The following is a 16844-nucleotide window of genomic DNA, read 5'->3' on the forward strand; positions in this document are numbered from 1 at the left end:
TCTTCGTTGCGCTGGAGGCGGCAAAGGGTCCTGCCTCACTTCCGGCCAAGCTACCGGGGCAGCGTTACCAATCCGTTTATGGTAACCGCCGCGTTCACCATTTTCTTCGGGCTTGAAACTCACTTTATTTGATTTTTAGCCATTGCCTGCGCAGGCAGGCTCCGCACGCGGGCCAAATATTGACTTTTGTGCGGCGCACAATATATTTGAGTGCATTGCACAAGGGCGCCCCGAAGAAGGACGCCTCAACCGTCAAGGGAATCGTGAAATGACCCAGACCTATGAGGACTTCAGCAAATACGGCAAGGAATTCGCCGATACCGGATTGAAGAGCTTCGCTTCGCTCTCCAAGGGCGCGCAGGCGATCGCGACCGAAGCCGGTGAATACACCAAGAAGAGTTTCGAGGCCGGCAGCGCCGCTGCAGAGAAGCTTTTTTCGGCCAAGTCGCTGGAAAAGGCGATCGAGATCCAGTCTGACTACGCCAAGCAGTCCTACGAGGCGTTCGTCGCCGAGGCCACCAAGATTGGCGATCTCTATGCCGAACTCGCCAAGGAAGCCTACAAGCCGTTCGAATCGATCGTTGCCAAGGCGAAGTAATTTTCGCCCGACAGCTGCAAGTCAGGCCCTTTGGGTCTGGGACAAACCCGGTCGCGGAAGCGCGGCCGGGTTTTTTCATGCCAATTTCCGCTCCAGGGCGGCGTAGCGCTTCACGATTGCGAAAATCCGCGAAGTTTGGTCACCTAGCCATATTGTCAGCTAACCAGAAGGGCTTAAAATCGTCCATCGAACACCTACATGTCGAACTCGCATGAGGATTCGAAGAGGCAGGATTACGTGACGATCGGTTTGACTGCCACGAAACAAGTGGCGCGGATGCAAAACGGCGGCGGCGACGGCAATGAGGCCGGCCGCGGGACGGCCGTCATCACGCGCACCAAAACCAAGACCAAGAAGCCCAGCCTTTACCGGGTCCTCATCCTCAACGACGACTACACTCCGATGGAGTTCGTGGTTCACGTTCTGGAGCGTTTTTTCCAGAAGGACCGCGAAGCCGCCACACGCATCATGCTCCATGTTCACAATCATGGAGTGGGCGAGTGCGGGGTCTATACATTCGAGGTGGCCGAGACCAAAGTGTCTCAGGTCATGGATTTCGCCCGACAGAATCAGCATCCGCTGCAATGCGTGATGGAGAAGAAGTGAGGTAACATGCCGGCTTTCTCCCAAGGCCTGGAAAAGGCGCTTCACCAGGCGCTGACGCTCGCCAATGAGCGGCACCATGAATACGCAACCCTAGAACATCTGCTGCTCGCGCTGATCGACGACACCGAGGCGGCCGCCGTCATGCGCGCCTGCAACGTCGATCTCGACGAGCTGAAGCACACTGTTCTCACCTATATCGACACCGAGCTCGACAACCTCGTCACCGGATACGACGAGGACTCCAAGCCGACCGCGGGGTTCCAGCGCGTCATCCAGCGCGCGGTCATCCATGTGCAGTCGTCGGGCCGCGAGGAAGTGTCGGGCGCCAACGTGCTCGTCGCCATCTTCGCCGAGCGCGAGAGCCACGCCGCCTATTTCCTGCAGGAACAGCAGATGACCCGCTACGACGCGGTCAACTACATCTCGCACGGCATCGCCAAGCGCCCGGGCGCATCGGAGACGCGCTCGCCGCGCGGTGCCGATGACGAACAGGGCGGCCAGAATGGCGCCGAGCCGCAAGAGGAAGGCGGCAAGAAGAAGCAGCAGCAGGACGCGCTGACCGCCTATTGCGTCAACCTCAACAACAAGGCCAAGGCCGGCAAGATCGATCCGTTGATCGGGCGCGAGTCGGAGATCAACCGCACCATCCAGGTGCTGTGCCGCCGCTCCAAGAACAATCCGCTCTATGTCGGCGACCCCGGCGTCGGCAAGACGGCGATCGCCGAGGGCCTGGCCAAGCGCATCGTCGAGGGCGATGTTCCCGAAGTGCTGCACAACGCCACCATCTTCGCGCTCGACATGGGCACGCTGCTGGCCGGTACGCGCTATCGCGGCGATTTCGAGGAGCGGCTGAAGCAGGTCGTCAAGGAGCTCGAGGATTATCCGGGCGCCGTTCTGTTTATCGACGAGATCCATACGGTGATCGGCGCCGGCGCCACGTCGGGCGGCGCAATGGACGCGTCCAACCTGTTGAAGCCGGCCTTGTCGTCGGGCGCGATCCGCTGCATCGGCTCGACCACCTACAAGGAATTCCGCCAGTTCTTCGAGAAGGATCGCGCTCTCGTGCGGCGCTTCCAGAAGATCGACGTCAACGAGCCGACCATCGAGGATGCCATCGAGATCATGAAGGGGCTGAAGCCCTATTTCGAGGAATTCCACAAGGTCCGCTACACGAGCGAAGCCATCAAGGCCTCGGTCGAGCTGTCGGCGCGCTACATCAATGACCGCAAGCTGCCGGACAAGGCGATCGACGTGATCGACGAGACCGGTGCCTCGCAGATGCTGGTGCCTGAAGCCAAGCGCAAGAAGACCATCGGCATCAAGGAGATCGAAGCAACGATCGCCACCATGGCGCGCATCCCGCCAAAGACCGTTTCGGCCGATGACGAGAAAGTGCTGCAAGGCCTCGACATCGAACTGAAGCGTGTCGTCTATGGCCAGGACACCGCCATTACCGCGCTGACCTCGGCGATCAAGCTGGCACGTGCCGGCCTGCGCGAACCGGAGAAGCCGATCGGCTCCTACCTGTTCTCAGGCCCGACAGGCGTCGGCAAGACCGAAGTCGCCAAGCAACTCGCCGCCTCGCTCGGTGTCGAGCTGATCCGCTTCGACATGTCGGAATACATGGAACGCCATACCGTTTCACGGCTGATCGGCGCGCCTCCCGGCTATGTCGGCTTCGACCAGGGCGGCCTGTTGACCGATGGCGTCGACCAGCATCCGCACTGCGTGCTTTTGCTGGACGAGGTCGAGAAGGCACATCCGGACCTGTTCAACATCCTGTTGCAGGTGATGGATCACGGCAAGCTGACCGACCACAACGGCAAGCAGATCGACTTCCGCAATGTGATCCTGATCATGACCACCAATGCGGGTGCATCGGATGCGCAGCGCGCGGCGATCGGTTTCGGTTCGACCAAGCGCGAAGGCGACGATGTCGAGGCGATCAATCGGCTGTTCACGCCGGAGTTCCGCAACCGTCTCGATGCGATCATCCCATTCGGCTCGCTGCCGGTGCCGGTGATCCATCAGGTGGTGCAGAAGTTCGTCATGCAGCTCGAGGCCCAGCTCTCCGAGCGTGGCGTCACCTTCGACCTGTCGCCGGATGCGATCGCCTGGCTCGCCGACAAGGGCTATGACGAGCGCATGGGTGCGCGGCCGCTCGGTCGCGTCATCCAGGAGCACATCAAGAAGCCATTGGCCGACGAGGTGTTGTTCGGCAAGCTGAAGAAGGGCGGCACGGTGCGCGTCACCGTCGAGAAGAAGGAAACCGGCGAGACCGGCCTGAAGCTCGAATCGCTGGCCGACGAGGCGCCGGTGCAGCCGAAGAAGGAAGAGCCGGAAGACGCACCCAAGCCAAGGAAGGCGGTGGCCAAGAAGCCCGCGGCAAAGAAGGTTGTGGCGCAGAAGCCGGAGCCCAAGGGCAAGGATGGCGGCAAGCGCAGCCTTGTACCGCAACTGCCAAGAAAGAACTGATCATTTCGCAGTCGAGAAAAGCCCCGGAAACGGGGCTTTTTTCATTTGAACAATGGGGTGGCCATGGCCGGCCAGATCATCATCCTCAACGGCGCGCCGCGATCGGGAAAGTCGAGCATCGCCAGAGCCATTCAGGAAAGCTTCGATGGCCCGTGGATGAATCTGGGCGTCGACAGCTATGAGCGGATCACACCCCCGCGATATCGTCCGGGAATAGGCCTGCGCCCTGGCGGCGAGCGACCTGACCTCGAGGTCTTCGTGCCCCGCTTCTATGCGGCCCTCTACGAATCGATCGCGGCCCATAGCCGGCTGGGCCTGAATGTCGTGACGGATGTCGGCCATCACGATGCGTATTCGAAGCCCCTCGACTGCCTGATCGATTGCGCGCGCCGGCTCGCCGCCCTGCCAGTGCTGTTTGTCGGCGTTCGCTGTCCAATTGAAATCATTATGGAAAGGCGAGCCGCCAGCGAGGCGAGCAGGGGTTATGTCACCGGCTCGCCGGCTGATCCCGTACCTTCGCCGGTGCGTCTGTGGCAGGATGAGGTACACCGGCCGGGCCTATATGACCTTGAGGTCGACACTTCGTTGCTGAGCCCGGTGCAATGTGCGGATGCGATCCGCGAACGGCTTCTACCGGGAGCGGCGAACCCGACAGCCTTTCAGGGGCTTGTGGATCCGTCCCCCGCAACCCACCAGCGTTCCTGACTATACCGACGCAGCTTCCTGGCGGGCCAAAGGAACCTCGCTCGCGAAACGTGAAGCAATCGTCGTCCGGGACAATACCACGCCGGTGATTTTCCAGATGGCGACCGAGATCAGTATGCCCGCGTAACCGTCCAGGGCGTAGTGCCACCCAAGAACCACTGAGCCGAGCATGATGATCGCCGCGAATATCCACAGTACGACGCCCAGCCGTGGAGACAGCCTCGTTACATACAGTGCAAAAAGCACGGATGACGCGACATGAATGGAAGGGAACGCTGATATGCCCATGGTTCCTGAGGACACACCCTCATAGCCGTTCCACAATCGGTCCTGCAGGGACAGGGCCCAGATCGGATACTGGCTATTCGCCGACTGAAGTGCGTCCATCAACGGCTGATAGAGATCGCCGAAGCCCAACCTTGCAAAGTAGCAGGGGCCGGCGGATGAGAATGTCAAAGCAACGAAGAAGCCGCCGATCAGCCAGAGCAGCATGAAGCTGAGCAGGAACTGATGACGCAGAAGAGTATCGCGGGTCGCCGCGACACTTGAAAAGACAGTCACGATCAGCACCGCAAACCAAAAATTATAGCAGAAATTGAGAAGACGGAGGGCTAGCGGGCTTTCAAGAATCCACCAAAGCCATTGGTAAGAAGCGCGCCCGAAATGCAGCTTGGTGCTGAAGTGAGCGATGGCCTGGTCCCAGGAGAAAGGCGCCAGTACCGCGATCGCGCCCTTCAGCACTGAAAAGCCCGAAACAAAAATCAGGATCGCGACAAGGCCGTTCACGCCATTGGCAATGCGGTTTCTATCGGCCAGCAATTGCCGGAAGGAAACCAACAAATGGTTGGCTGGCGATCTTGCGCGGTGGACCAACGCCAGTTGAAGCAGCCGGAAGGCTGCATATGCACATCCAAAAATCCAGAAATAGACCACCAGATAAAAGGCATATTCGTAAAGCAACCCGAAATCCGGCAAATTTCCGACCCGGGCGCCAACCGCAAAGCCTAATCCCAGAGTAAACAGCGCAACCGCATGAATAATACGGTGCCGAAGAAACGATTCGACCAAGAGTTTTGAAAAAGCGGCCTCACCATTGGCCCCGGACCGCCGGCTCAAATATTCGAAAGTATCTTGCAATGCATGTCCCTCGCGCAGGAAAAATGCCTCGCAAGGGCTTGCTGGAATATTAAGAATGCCGCCGCCGGGTGATGTCCCAGTCGCTGCGATGATCGCTCGGTTTACAAAGGCTTAAGATTCGGCCGACAGGGCGGCGCGGATCTTTTCGGCGTTCTCAGCCAGCACTTCGGGCTTTTCCATTGCACCGGTATGCGGCTTCAGGGGGATGCCGTCGAAGCGCGGGATGACATGCACATGCAGGTGGTAAACGGTCTGCCCGGAGGCCGGTTCGTTGAACTGCAGGATGGTGACGCCATCGGCGTCGAGAGCCTTCTTCACGGCCAGCGCCACTTTCTGGACGACCGTGAAAAGCGGGCCGAAGGTCGACGGGGCAGCGTCGAGCAGATTGCGCGACGGCGCCTTTGGCACCACCAGCGTGTGGCCCGGCCCCTGCGGCATCACATCCATGAAGGCCACGACCGCATCGTCTTCGTAAACGCGGTGCGAAGGAATTTCGCCGCGCAGGATCTTGGCGAAGATGTTGTCGGTGTCATAGGCGGCTTGGGCCATGGCGAACGCTCCGGATTCTACCTCGCCATCCCGTGTAGCGAAGCTCTTCCGGAGCGGCAAGACGATGCGGCGGGCGATCAGGCGAGATCGACCATGCCAAAACCTGCTTACTCCTCCTCCAAGTCCTTGCGGAACGGGGTATGCTCTTCCAGATATTCGCCCATCCGCTCGACTTCGCGCCGCTCGCGCCTGAGATAGTCGGCGACCGCGTTGCGCAGGCCAGGATGCGAAATGTAGTGGGCGGAATGCATTGTCACCGGCCTGTAGCCGCGCGCCAGCTTGTGCTCTCCCTGCGCGCCAGCCTCGACCACCTTCAACTTGCGTTCGATGGCGAAATCGATGGCCTGGTGGTAGCAGACCTCGAAATGCAGGAAGGGGTGATCCTCGATGCAGCCCCAGTTGCGGCCATAGAGCGCGTCGGAGCCGATGAAATTGATGGCGCCGGCAATGTAGCGCCCGTTGCGCCTGGCCATCACCAGCAGGATGTCGTCCGCCATGCGTTCGCCGATCAGCGAGAAGAACTGGCGGTTCAGATAGGGGCGGCCCCATTTGCGGCTGCCGGTGTCCATGTAGAAAGCGAAGAAGTCGTCCCAGGCTTTCTCGGTCAGGTCCTTGCCGGTCAGCCACTCGATGGTGATGCCATCGGCAAGCGCTTCGCGCCGTTCCTTCTTCATCGCCTTGCGCTTGCGCGAGGCAAGTGTGGCGAGAAAGTCGTCGTAAGTCGAAAAGCCTTCGTTGAAGAAGTGGAACTGCTGGTCGGTGCGATGCAGGAAGCCCGCGGCCTCAAGCGTCGCGACGTCGCTTTCCTGCGCGAAGGTGACATGCGCCGAGGACACGCCGAGCTTGTCGGTCACCATTTTGAGGCCGGCGGCGAGCCCGGCCTTGACCGCATCGGGATCCTCGCCTTTGCCGACCAGCAGGCGAGGGCCGGTGACGGGCGTGAGCGGCACGGCGCATTGCAGTTTCGGGTAGTAGCGGCCACCAGCGCGCTCGAAGGCATCCGACCAGCCGTGGTCGAACACATATTCGCCCTGGCTGTGCGACTTGAGATAGCAGGGGACCGCACCCAGCAGCCTGCCTTGCGCGGTCTCCAGCCGCAGGTGATGTCCTTGCCAGCCGGTGCGCCGCACGGCGCAGCCGGAATCTTCGAGTGCGCTCAAGAACGCGAATGAAACGAGCGGGTTATAGCCATTTTCCGCATCGCCGCGCGTGGTGCCGGCAAAGCCGTTCCATTCATCGCAGGTGAAAGCACCAATGCCGGCGGCGATGCGGATCGAATAGTCCGCGTTTGCTGTTTGCCCGTCGCCGTCGTCATCCTGATCCATGAGGCTTATTTAAGCTCCATCGGGGCCGCTACAAGTCACGTTTCAGACACACCGCTCAGGCGACCTTCACCGGGTCGGGCTCGAACCCTTCGAATGTCATCTGATCTGCATATTTGAAGGTCAGATCGATCGCGGGCTGGTCATGGACCGTCCAGGTGATGACGGGCATCTTGAGCTTTTCACGCACGAAGCTGACGAACGGGTTCGGCAAGTCGCCGGCGGCGTAGGAGGTGAAGGAGAGTTCGTGCGCCAGCATGGAAAAATGCGCTTCGATCAGCTTGAGGTCCTTGCCGTAGGCGGTCAAACCAGCGGGAATGCCGGGCGCATGTTTCGGGAAATCGCGGATCAGCCAGTGATCGAACGACATGATCGCCGCCTTGCCCTTGTAACGCTTGAGCATCTTGCCGACACGCGCCACCAGGCCTTCATCGCGGCCGGGAATCCCTTTCAGTTCGACGACCATGGGGACGCGGCCGTCAACCAGGTCGAGCGCTTCCTGCAGCGTCGGCAAATGGTCGGATGTGCCGCCAACCTTGAGCGCGGTCAGTTCGGCCGCGCTACGTTGCCAGACGAAACCATCCTGTCCGGTCAGCCTTTTCAGGTCGTCGTCATGGATGATGATGGGAACGCCGTCCGACGACAGATGCACGTCGCATTCGATGGCGTAGCCGCGTTCAGCCGCGGCGGCGAAGGCCGACAGCGTGTTTTCCCAGCGCGTCTTGTTCATGTCGTGGAAGCCGCGATGGGCAACCGGCCGGGCCGTCAGCCAGGAGAGGTCGGTCATGTCAGCCTCATTCGACTTCGAAGATCGCTTCGATTTCCACTGCGGCATTAAGCGGCAGGGAGGCGGTGCCGACAGCCGAGCGGGCGTGCTTGCCGCGCTCGCCAAGGGCGGCGACCAGGAAATCGGAGGCGCCGTTGGCGACCAGATGCTGCTCGACAAAGTCAGCCGTGGAGGCGACGAAGACGGTGATCTTGACCAGCCGGCGGATCTTCTCGAGGTCGCCGAGCGCGGCTTTGGCCTGCGCCAGAATGTTGATTGCGCAGTATTTTGCCGCGTCCTTGCCGCTTGCCGTGTCGACGTCACGGCCGAGCAGGCCGCTCGCCTGCAGCTTGCCGTCCTTGAGCGGCAATTGTCCGGCGGTGAACAGCAGATTGCCTGACCTGCAATAGGGCACGTAGTTGGCGGCAGGTGCGGCGGCGACAGGAAGCGCCACGCCAAGATCGCTTAGCCGCTTTTCGATTGTTTCACTCATTGCTTTTCCCTATTGCTGGAAGGCGCCGCGATGGCCGGGCCGAAATTGCTATTTTTGCCTCGCTTCCGCCACGACTTTTTTTAAGCTGGACCATCTTTCCCTGCGGCCTGCCATCAGCCGCGACGATCGGAGTACCTCATGCGCGCAACGCGCCTTGCATTCCACGCCGTCCTGTTGTCGGCGGTCTTCTCGATAGGACCCGCTTTCGCCGTCCCGGCGCTGCAGGCGCACCGCGCCGTGTATGACCTCACCCTCAACAAGGCCTCCGACCGGTCCGGGATAACAGGCATATCCGGTCGCATGGTCTACGAATTCAACGGTTCGGCCTGCGAAGGCTATACGGTGAAGTTCCGTTTCGTGACCCAGATCGTCACCAACGACAACACGAGACTCACCGACCAGCAGACGACGACTTTCGAGGATGCCGAAGGCAAGACCTTTTCGTTCGTGACCAAATCCTTTGTCGACCAGAACCTCGACAAGGAGGTCAAGGGTATCGCCACGAAAGATGCGAAAGGGCTGAAGGTCGATATCGACAAGCCTGAGAAGAACAGCCTGGAACTCGCCGCCACCCAGTTTCCGACCCAGCATCTGGTCGAACTGATCGGCAAGGCCGAGAAAGGCGAGAACTTCTACCAGACAAACCTGTTCGACGGGTCGGAGGACGCCAACAAGGTGATGACGACCACCGTCGTCGTCGGCAAGAAGACCGAGGCCGACAAGGCCGATCCGGAAGCTCCGGCTCTGGCGAAACTCGCCACCGACAAATACTGGCCTGTCGACATCGCCTATTTCGATGACAGCGCCCAGAACGGTGAAGAGGTGCCGGAATACCGGATCAGCTTCAAGCTGCACGAGAACGGCATCACCCGCGATCTCACCATGGACTATGGCGACTTCTCGATGACGGGCAAGCTGGTCAATCTTTCGCTGTTCGACCAGACAAAGCCTTGCCCGGTATCGAAATAGCCGGGGCGCGCAATTGAGCTGGCCGCGGCGGGCTTGATGGCGGTCTACGTCGATGCGGCGATCTGGAAGTGGGCCGGCCATCGCTGGTGCCACCTGATGGCCGACGATACCCACGAGTTGCATCGATTCGCCGCCGAACTGGGCGTCAAGCGCTCGTCCTACCAGGGCCCGCCCAAGACATCGGCTCCGCACTATGACATAACCGGCCTGGAGCGCGACCGCGCGGTGCGGCTCGGCGCCATCGAATGCAGCCGCGAGGAGATCGTCGCGATCTTCCGGCGGGTGCGGGTGCCCAATGGAAAGGCCAAGCCATGACGCCAACTGCATTTCTCGCCTATTGCGCCGCCGTCACACTCGCCGCCGCCACACCGGGACCCGCGATGTTCGCGGTCATCACCAATGGCGTGTCGCGCGGCTTCCTTCGTGCCTTCATGGCCGGCATTGGGGTTGCCGCCGGCGATGCGGTGCTGGTCACCCTGGCGCTGCTCGGGCTGGTGGCGCTGGCCCAGACCTTCGAATGGATCTTTCTCCTGCTGAAATATGCCGGTGCTGTCTATCTGATCTTTCTCGGCATCAGGATGTGGCGCGCCTCGGCCGCGCAATCGGATGAGCCGCGGACGGCCGAGGCGAGATTGTCGCGGTCCTTCTTGCTTGGCGCATCCATTGCGTTGGGGAACCCGAAGGCAATCCTGTTCCATGCCTCGATCATGCCGTTGATCCTCAACCTCGACACGCTCACCTTTGTCGATGGCCTGCTGGTGGTGGCCGTCGTCATCAGCGTCAACGTCCTCACCATGGGGGCCTATGCGGCGCTTGCGGGCCGGGCTTCGGGCTGGTTCAGGACACCCAGGCGCATGCGGCTGATGAACCGGTTTGCCGGCAGCGCCATGATCGGCACCGGAGCGCTGATTGCCGCACGCTGAGCCGTAAAACGGCACCCCGCTTGCGTTTGTCGCACTTCCCCTCTATATGCGCGCTCATTCCACACACGGACTTTGGTGTCTGCCCGGGAGAAATCCGGCTGAAACCTCCGGTGGCGTTCGAGGACCTGGTCCGAAAATGCCTGTGTCCGTGGAGGCTAACCGGAAAGGAAAATAAGAATGGCTCTGCCTGATTTCAGCATGCGCCAGCTTTTGGAAGCTGGCATTCACTTCGGCCACCAGACCCACCGCTGGAATCCGAAGATGGCGCCCTACATCTATGGCGCCCGCAACAACATCCACATCATCGACCTCTCGCAGACAGTGCCCTTGCTGCACCAGGCGCTGAAGCAGGTTTCCGACACCGTCGCCAAGGGCGGCCGCGTGCTGTTCGTCGGCACCAAGCGCCAGGCGTCGGACATCGTCGCCGATGCGGCTCAGCGTTCGGCCCAATACTATGTCAACTCGCGTTGGCTCGGCGGCATGCTGACCAACTGGAAGACGATCTCGAATTCGATCCAGCGCCTGCGCAAGCTCGACGAGATGCTGGCCGGCGAGGCCCAGGGCCTCACCAAGAAGGAGCGCCTGAACCTCGATCGCGAGCGCGAGAAGCTGGACAAGGCGCTGGGCGGCATCAAGGACATGGGCTCGACGCCCGACCTGATGTTCGTGATCGACACCAACAAGGAAGCGATCGCCATCCTCGAGGCCAAGCGCCTTGGCATCCCGGTCGTCGCCATCATCGATTCGAACTGCGATCCGGACAAGATCGATTTCCCGATCCCCGGCAATGACGACGCGGCCCGCGCCATCCAGCTCTATTGCGACCTGATCGCCAAGGCTGCGATCGACGGCATCGCCCGTCAGCAGGGCGCGCTCGGCGTCGACATCGGCGCTTCGGTTGAAGCTCCGGTCGAGCCGGCGCTCGATCCGGCTCCGGCATCGGAAGCCCCCGAGGCTTGATAATCGAAGGCCGGCAACGGCCTTCATCTTTCTCATATTTTGGCACGCTAAACAGACGCACCATCGAGTACCGATGGTGCGTCGGTGCATTTAAAACAAAGAGGCGACAATGAGCATTTCGGCTGCACAGGTCAAAGAACTCCGCGACTTGACCGGCGCGGGCATGATGGACTGCAAGGCGGCGTTGAACGAGACCAACGGCAATATGGAAGAGGCCGTCGACTGGCTGCGCAAGAAGGGCATTTCGAAGGCCGACAAGAAGGCCGGCCGCACCGCCGCCGAAGGCCTGATCGGCGTCGACAATGGCGTGCGCGAGGCCGCGGTCGTCGAGGTCAATTCCGAGACCGACTTTGTCGCCCGCAACGCCGCGTTCCAGGAAATCGTCGCCAACGTTGCCAAGGTCGCTCTCGCCTATGGCACGACCGAGGCGGTTGCCGCCGCCAAATATCCGGGTTCGGACAAGTCGGTCACCGACACCATCAAGGACGCTGTCGGCACGATCGGCGAGAACCTGGGCTTCCGCCGCTCGGCCAAGCTCACCGTACCGCATGGCGCGGTGGCGACCTATGTCCACAACGCGGTTGCCGACGGCCTTGGCAAGCTCGGCGTGCTGGTCGCGATCGAAACCACGGGCAATGAGCATGCGGCCAACGCCTTCGGCCGCCAGGTCGCCATGCACGTCGCCGCCACCAACCCGATGGCGCTGACGGCAGAGCAGATCGACCCGGCCGCGGTAGAACGCGAAAAGGCGATCTTCTCAGACCAGGCGCGTCAATCCGGCAAGCCGGAAGCGATCATCGAGAAGATGGTCGAAGGCCGCATGCGCAAGTTCTACGAGGAAGTCGTGCTCTTGAAGCAGGCCTTCGTGCTCAATCCCGACATCACCGTCGAGAAGGCGCTGAAGGATGCCGAGAAGGAAATCGGCGCGCCGGCCAAGATCACAGCCTATCTGCGCTTCGCGCTTGGCGAGGGTATCGAGAAGGAAGAGACCGATTTCGCGGCGGAAGTCGCGGCGGCGGTCAAGAAGTAAGCTTCCTACCGCTTTATTCCGACAGTGTTTTTCGGCCTGATGTCCGCATGGATGTCAGGCCGATTTCTTGTGCGGTGTCGATAAACGCCCTCAGCTTCGGCGCCATCGCCGCCCGGCGCGGGAAATAGAGGAACAGGCCAGGCTCCTCGATCACCGATTGCGGCAGCACCTGCACCAGGCGGCCGGCCGCAAGATCCGCGCGCGCCAGCGGTTCGAACATGTAGGCAAGGCCCACTCCGGCAAGCGCGAGATCAATGGCGGCCAGCGAATCCGTGACGATGGCCGTTCCGCCGGTCTCCATGACCACATCCTTGCCGCCCTCCGCCAAATCCCAGCGATAGAGCGCGCCGGAGCGAACCAGCCGGTAACCGATGCAATTGTGGTTGGCGAGATCGGCCACGCTGCGCGGGCGGCCACGGCGCCCGATATAGGCGGGAGAGGCGACGATGACGGCTTTGAACGGAGGCGTGAGCCGCACGGCGACCATATCCTGCGCGATCATCTCGCCCAGCCGGATCCCGGCGTCAAAACCTTCGCCGACGATGTCGACCAGCCCCTGATCGGCGAAGACCTCCACCGTGATGTCCGGATAGCGCTCGGCCATGGCGGCAACGACCGGCGTCACCGCCAATGGGATCGCGATGTTGGAGGCATTGATCCTGAGCAGGCCGGACGGCTTGCCCTTGACGCTGCGGATACGGTCCATCCGTTCGGCAATATCCTGGAGGGCAGGGGCCGCCGCTTCCACCAGAGCCTTGCCGGCCTCGGTGAGCGAAACGCTGCGTGTCGTGCGCGCAAACAGCGGCTGACCAATGCGCTCCTCGACAAGGCGCACCGCATGGCTGACGGCGGACGGACTCATGCCGAGTTCGGCGGCTGCAAGCGCGAAGCCGCCGCGCCGGGCAACGGCAACGATGACAGGCAGATGGCTGAGCAGATCCCGATCCATTCATGAATGATATCGCATGGTCCTTGCGAACAATGCAATCTTATCGATGCCAAGACACCGATCCACATTGTCGCCGACACATCCGCGGTTGGCTGATGGCATTGAGGAGACGAGACATGAATGCGTTGAAGCACGTAACTTTCGCGGCCGGCATGGCGCTGTCGCCGGTCGATGCCGGCGGGGCGGAACCATCCGGCTGGCAAGCGCTCGCGGACGAACGCGCGGTCATCCGGATTGCCGATGCCATCGACCGCGCCGTCGACGCGCAGGACTGGAAACTCGCGCGCAGCTATTTCGCGGATCGGGTTGCCGCCGACTTCAGCAGCCTGTCGGGACAGCCCGCGGCCATCATCGCCTCCGACGATCTGATCGGCGCCTGGGCCGGCAACCTCAAGGGTGCGAAGACAAGCCTGCACCTGCGCACCAATCACCAGGTCGTTCTCGAGGCGGACACGGCGACCGTCCTGTCCAACGGTTATGCCTGGAACCGGATGGAAGGCAATGGCGACCCGCTTTGGGAGGTCTGGGGCACGTATGAGCACAAGCTGACGCGCGCCGCCTCCGGTTGGAAGGTCGATGGCTTCGCCTTCCGCATGACGCACGAGCGCGGCAACCCCTGGGTCAAGGCGACGCCGGGCCAGTGACGCGGCGGCATTCACCATCAAGCATTGGAAGACGATCATGACCATGACCTATTACACGCTCGGCAACAGCGGCCTCAGGCTCAGCCGGCTGGCGCTGGGCACCATGACGTTCGGCAAGGAGTGGGGCTGGGGAGCCGACAGGGACACGGCCCGCGCGATGTTTAACGCCTATGTCGAGGCAGGCGGCAATTTCTTCGACACGGCGGACCTCTACACCGGTGGCACCGCCGAAGCCTGGCTTGGCGAATTCATCGCCGAGCGGGGCTTGCGCGATACCGCGGTGATCGCCAGCAAGTTCACCATGAACATGCAGCCCGGCAATCCCAATGCCGGCGGCAACGGCCGCAAGAACATCATGCGCGCGATAGACGCCTCACTGAAGCGGCTGGGCACCGACTATATCGATCTCTACCTCATGCATGTGTGGGACAGGCTGACGCCGGCCGAAGAGGTCATGCGTACGCTCGATGACCTGGTGCGGGTGGGCAAGGTGCGCCATGTCGGCCTGTCCGACGTGCCGGCCTGGTATGCGGGGCGGGCACAGGCGATCGCCGAGCTGCGCGGATATGAACCGGTTTCGGCCCTGCAGCTCGAATACTCCCTCGCCGAGCGCTCGATCGAGAATGAGTTCGTACCGTTCGGCACGCGCCATGGCGCCGGCATCATGGTCTGGAGCCCGCTGGCCAGCGGGCTGCTCAGCGGCAAATATCGGCCGGTCCAGGCCGGAAACGCGGGCCGGCTCGACGGGTTTCGCAACTCGACGCATCCGGGCTTCCAGAAATTCACGGAGCATAACTGGGCCATCGTGGCCGAGCTCGAGAAGGTTGCGTGCGAGCTCGGCCGCAGCATGCCGCAGGTCGCTCTCAACTGGGTGGCGACGCAGCCCGGAATCGCCGCCGTTATCCTCGGTGCGACGACGCTCGGCCAGATCAAGGACAATCTTGGCGCGCTGGACTTCGAGATACCGGCAGGGCTTCGCAACCGGCTGGATTCGGTCAGCGCAACGCCGGCGCCGTTTCCCTATTCCTATTTCGGGCCGCAGATACAGGCGCGCGTCACCGGCGGCGCGGCAACGGGCGACAAGCCTCCCGGCTACGCCTCGCCGGTGCTTGTCGAGGGCGAGCCGGCCAGCGTATCCACCGACTGATCGATCGGCCAGGGGTTGCCGTGAATTCGCCGATTGGGCGCCGCGTGACATCGCGGCGCCCTTCGTGTATCGGAACTCGGCATCGCGCCAATGTTCGGGGCGCGGCGCCTGCGCGAGGGCGGCCAGCCCAGGCGCGCCACATGCAAAATGACGAGGACCAAATGACGGTGAAGCCCCTCTACCGACGTGTCTTGTTGAAAGCGTCGGGCGAAGCGTTGATGGGCGAACAGCATTTCGGCATCGATGTCTCGGTCGTGGATCGCATTGCCGCCGACATCGCCGAGGCCCGCGCGCTGGGCATCGAGGTCGGAGTCGTCATCGGCGGCGGCAACATCTTCCGCGGCGTGGCCGTCGCCTCCAAGGGCGGTGACCGCGTCACCGGCGACCATATGGGCATGCTTGCCACGGTCATCAACTCGCTGGCACTGCGCACCTCGCTGCACAAAATCGGCGTCGATGCTGTGGTGCTGTCGGCGATCGCCATGCCAGAACTCTGCGAGAGTTTTTCGCAACGCCAGGCGGACGCTTACATGAACCAGGGCAGGGTGGTGATCTTTGCCGGCGGCACCGGCAATCCGTTCTTCACCACTGATTCGGCCGCAGCGCTTCGCGCGGCTGAAATCGGCGCCGACGCGCTGTTCAAGGGCACGCAGGTCGATGGTGTCTATTCGGCCGACCCGAAAAAGGACCCACATGCGACGCGTTTCGAGCGCATCAGTCATGCCGAAGTCATAAATCGCGGCCTTTCCATCATGGATACTGCTGCGATTGCACTTGCGCGTGAAAACAACATTCCGATAATCGTCTATTCGATCCACGAAAAAGGTGGTTTCGGCGATATTCTGAGGGGCGGCGGCCGCTGCACGGTCGTCGCGGACGATTGATCCGGGGCCTGATCCCTAGAAAAGGGAAACCGGCTTTTCGAAAATCAGGCTCGAACGGGGCCTTGCCCCGAAGCAGTGAACCCGCGGCAGACGGGTCGAGGAGACTAAGATGAGTGGTGAGTACGACGATCTCAAGCGGCGCATGGATGGGGCAATCGCCGCGTTCAAGCATGACCTGGCTTCGCTGCGGACCGGTCGCGCCTCCAGCAATCTGCTCGATGCCATCCAGGTGCAGGCCTACGGCACCACCATGCCGATCAACCAGGTCGCCAACGTTACCGTTCCGGAACCACGCATGATCTCGGTGTCGATCTGGGACAAGTCGATGGTTGGAGCTGTCGACCGCGCCATCCGGGAATCCAATCTGGGCTTCAACCCGATCGTCGACGGCACCAATCTCAGGATTCCGCTGCCGGAGCTCAACGAGCAGCGCCGCAAGGAACTGGTCAAGATCTCGCACGGCTATGCCGAGAACGCCCGCGTCGCCGCGCGCCATGTGCGCCGCGACGGCATGGACTTCCTGAAGAAGGCGGAGAAGGACGGCACCATCAGCGAGGACGATCAGCGCAAGCGTTCGGACCAGGTCCAGAAGCTCACAGACGAAACGATCAGCACCATCGATCATCTGCTTTCCGACAAGGAAGCTGAAATCATGCAGGTTTAGGGTTGGCCGCAGGCTGACCCGAA

General features: G+C 61.7%; 19 protein-coding genes. 13 read left to right on the plus strand and 6 right to left on the minus strand.

From position 1 onward, the window contains the following. Positions 1-268: 268 nt before the first annotated feature. The 4 genes from MesoLj_RS21530 to MesoLj_RS21545 all read left to right on the plus strand — a co-directional run bounded on the left by MesoLj_RS21530 (position 269) and on the right by MesoLj_RS21545 (position 4384). The gene (locus MesoLj_RS21530) at positions 269-598 is read left to right on the plus strand and encodes a phasin family protein (RefSeq protein ID WP_140773518.1); all 330 of its coding nucleotides are present in this window, start codon (positions 269-271) and stop codon (positions 596-598) included. Between the two features lie 276 nt (positions 599-874). Continuing rightward, positions 875-1204 carry an ATP-dependent Clp protease adapter ClpS gene (gene clpS, locus MesoLj_RS21535; protein WP_010909565.1) on the plus strand — a complete coding sequence of 110 codons (330 nt, stop codon included), beginning with the start codon at positions 875-877 and terminating at the stop codon, positions 1202-1204. Positions 1205-1210: 6 nt separating this feature from the next. Further along, entirely contained in the window at positions 1211-3679 is a 2469-nt protein-coding gene (gene clpA / locus MesoLj_RS21540; RefSeq protein WP_056576958.1) for an ATP-dependent Clp protease ATP-binding subunit ClpA, read from the plus strand. A gap of 63 nt (positions 3680-3742) precedes the next feature. Next, positions 3743-4384: a chloramphenicol phosphotransferase CPT family protein gene (locus MesoLj_RS21545; protein ID WP_202322309.1), complete on the plus strand. Its 642-nt coding sequence runs from the start codon at positions 3743-3745 to the stop codon at positions 4382-4384. Here MesoLj_RS21545 and MesoLj_RS21550 read toward each other — a convergent pair whose 3' ends face one another. The 5 genes from MesoLj_RS21550 to MesoLj_RS21570 form a co-directional block, all read right to left on the minus strand. After that, a complete protein-coding gene (locus MesoLj_RS21550) occupies positions 4385-5521 on the minus strand; it encodes a phosphatase PAP2 family protein (RefSeq protein ID WP_202322311.1) in 1137 nt (378 codons plus the stop codon). A 111-nt stretch (positions 5522-5632) separates the two neighbouring features. Continuing rightward, on the minus strand, positions 5633-6070 hold the full coding sequence (locus MesoLj_RS21555) for an HIT family protein (RefSeq protein ID WP_202322313.1): 438 nt from the start codon (positions 6068-6070) through the stop codon (positions 5633-5635). 107 nt (positions 6071-6177) lie between these two features. After that, positions 6178-7395, minus strand: coding sequence for a GNAT family N-acetyltransferase (locus tag MesoLj_RS21560; protein WP_202322315.1), 1218 nt, complete (start codon positions 7393-7395; stop codon positions 6178-6180). Between the two features lie 55 nt (positions 7396-7450). After that, the gene (locus tag MesoLj_RS21565; protein WP_202322317.1) at positions 7451-8179 is read right to left on the minus strand and encodes a glycerophosphodiester phosphodiesterase; all 729 of its coding nucleotides are present in this window, start codon (positions 8177-8179) and stop codon (positions 7451-7453) included. A 7-nt stretch (positions 8180-8186) separates the two neighbouring features. Continuing rightward, a complete protein-coding gene (locus tag MesoLj_RS21570) occupies positions 8187-8651 on the minus strand; it encodes a RidA family protein (protein ID WP_140773528.1) in 465 nt (154 codons plus the stop codon). A 138-nt stretch (positions 8652-8789) separates the two neighbouring features. On the opposite strand from MesoLj_RS21570, the gene MesoLj_RS21575 reads away from it, so the two are divergent. The 5 genes from MesoLj_RS21575 to tsf all read left to right on the plus strand — a co-directional run bounded on the left by MesoLj_RS21575 (position 8790) and on the right by tsf (position 12533). After that, a complete protein-coding gene (locus MesoLj_RS21575) occupies positions 8790-9620 on the plus strand; it encodes a cell envelope integrity EipB family protein (protein WP_140773529.1) in 831 nt (276 codons plus the stop codon). Between the two features lie 36 nt (positions 9621-9656). Then, the gene (locus MesoLj_RS21580; RefSeq protein WP_202322319.1) at positions 9657-9935 is read left to right on the plus strand and encodes a DUF4031 domain-containing protein; all 279 of its coding nucleotides are present in this window, start codon (positions 9657-9659) and stop codon (positions 9933-9935) included. After that, positions 9932-10543, plus strand: coding sequence for a LysE family translocator (locus MesoLj_RS21585; protein WP_202322322.1), 612 nt, complete (start codon positions 9932-9934; stop codon positions 10541-10543). The genes MesoLj_RS21580 and MesoLj_RS21585 overlap by 4 nt, the downstream gene beginning before the upstream one ends. A gap of 177 nt (positions 10544-10720) precedes the next feature. Further along, on the plus strand, positions 10721-11503 hold the full coding sequence (gene rpsB / locus MesoLj_RS21590) for a 30S ribosomal protein S2 (protein WP_023777441.1): 783 nt from the start codon (positions 10721-10723) through the stop codon (positions 11501-11503). Between the two features lie 109 nt (positions 11504-11612). Further along, complete coding sequence (tsf, locus tag MesoLj_RS21595) at positions 11613-12533, plus strand: translation elongation factor Ts (RefSeq protein ID WP_056576988.1); 921 nt, start codon at positions 11613-11615, stop codon at positions 12531-12533. 13 nt (positions 12534-12546) lie between these two features. Here tsf and MesoLj_RS21600 read toward each other — a convergent pair whose 3' ends face one another. Next, on the minus strand, positions 12547-13482 hold the full coding sequence (locus tag MesoLj_RS21600) for a LysR family transcriptional regulator (protein ID WP_202322324.1): 936 nt from the start codon (positions 13480-13482) through the stop codon (positions 12547-12549). Between the two features lie 116 nt (positions 13483-13598). Between MesoLj_RS21600 and MesoLj_RS21605 the strand changes: the two genes are divergently transcribed. The 4 genes from MesoLj_RS21605 (at position 13599) to frr (ending at position 16821) form a co-directional block, all read left to right on the plus strand. After that, positions 13599-14126, plus strand: a complete 528-nt coding sequence (locus MesoLj_RS21605; RefSeq protein WP_202322326.1) for a nuclear transport factor 2 family protein — start codon at positions 13599-13601, stop codon at positions 14124-14126. Positions 14127-14163: 37 nt separating this feature from the next. Next, positions 14164-15273 carry an aldo/keto reductase gene (locus MesoLj_RS21610; RefSeq protein WP_202322327.1) on the plus strand — a complete coding sequence of 370 codons (1110 nt, stop codon included), beginning with the start codon at positions 14164-14166 and terminating at the stop codon, positions 15271-15273. Positions 15274-15434: 161 nt separating this feature from the next. Then, positions 15435-16157, plus strand: a complete 723-nt coding sequence (gene pyrH / locus MesoLj_RS21615) for a UMP kinase (RefSeq protein ID WP_140773541.1) — start codon at positions 15435-15437, stop codon at positions 16155-16157. Positions 16158-16266: 109 nt separating this feature from the next. After that, positions 16267-16821: a ribosome recycling factor gene (frr, locus tag MesoLj_RS21620; protein ID WP_027051885.1), complete on the plus strand. Its 555-nt coding sequence runs from the start codon at positions 16267-16269 to the stop codon at positions 16819-16821. The last annotated feature ends 23 nt before the right edge of the window (positions 16822-16844 follow it).

The sequence above is a fragment of the Mesorhizobium sp. 113-3-9 genome, from assembly GCF_016756515.1.
Lineage (GTDB): Bacteria > Pseudomonadota > Alphaproteobacteria > Rhizobiales > Rhizobiaceae > Mesorhizobium.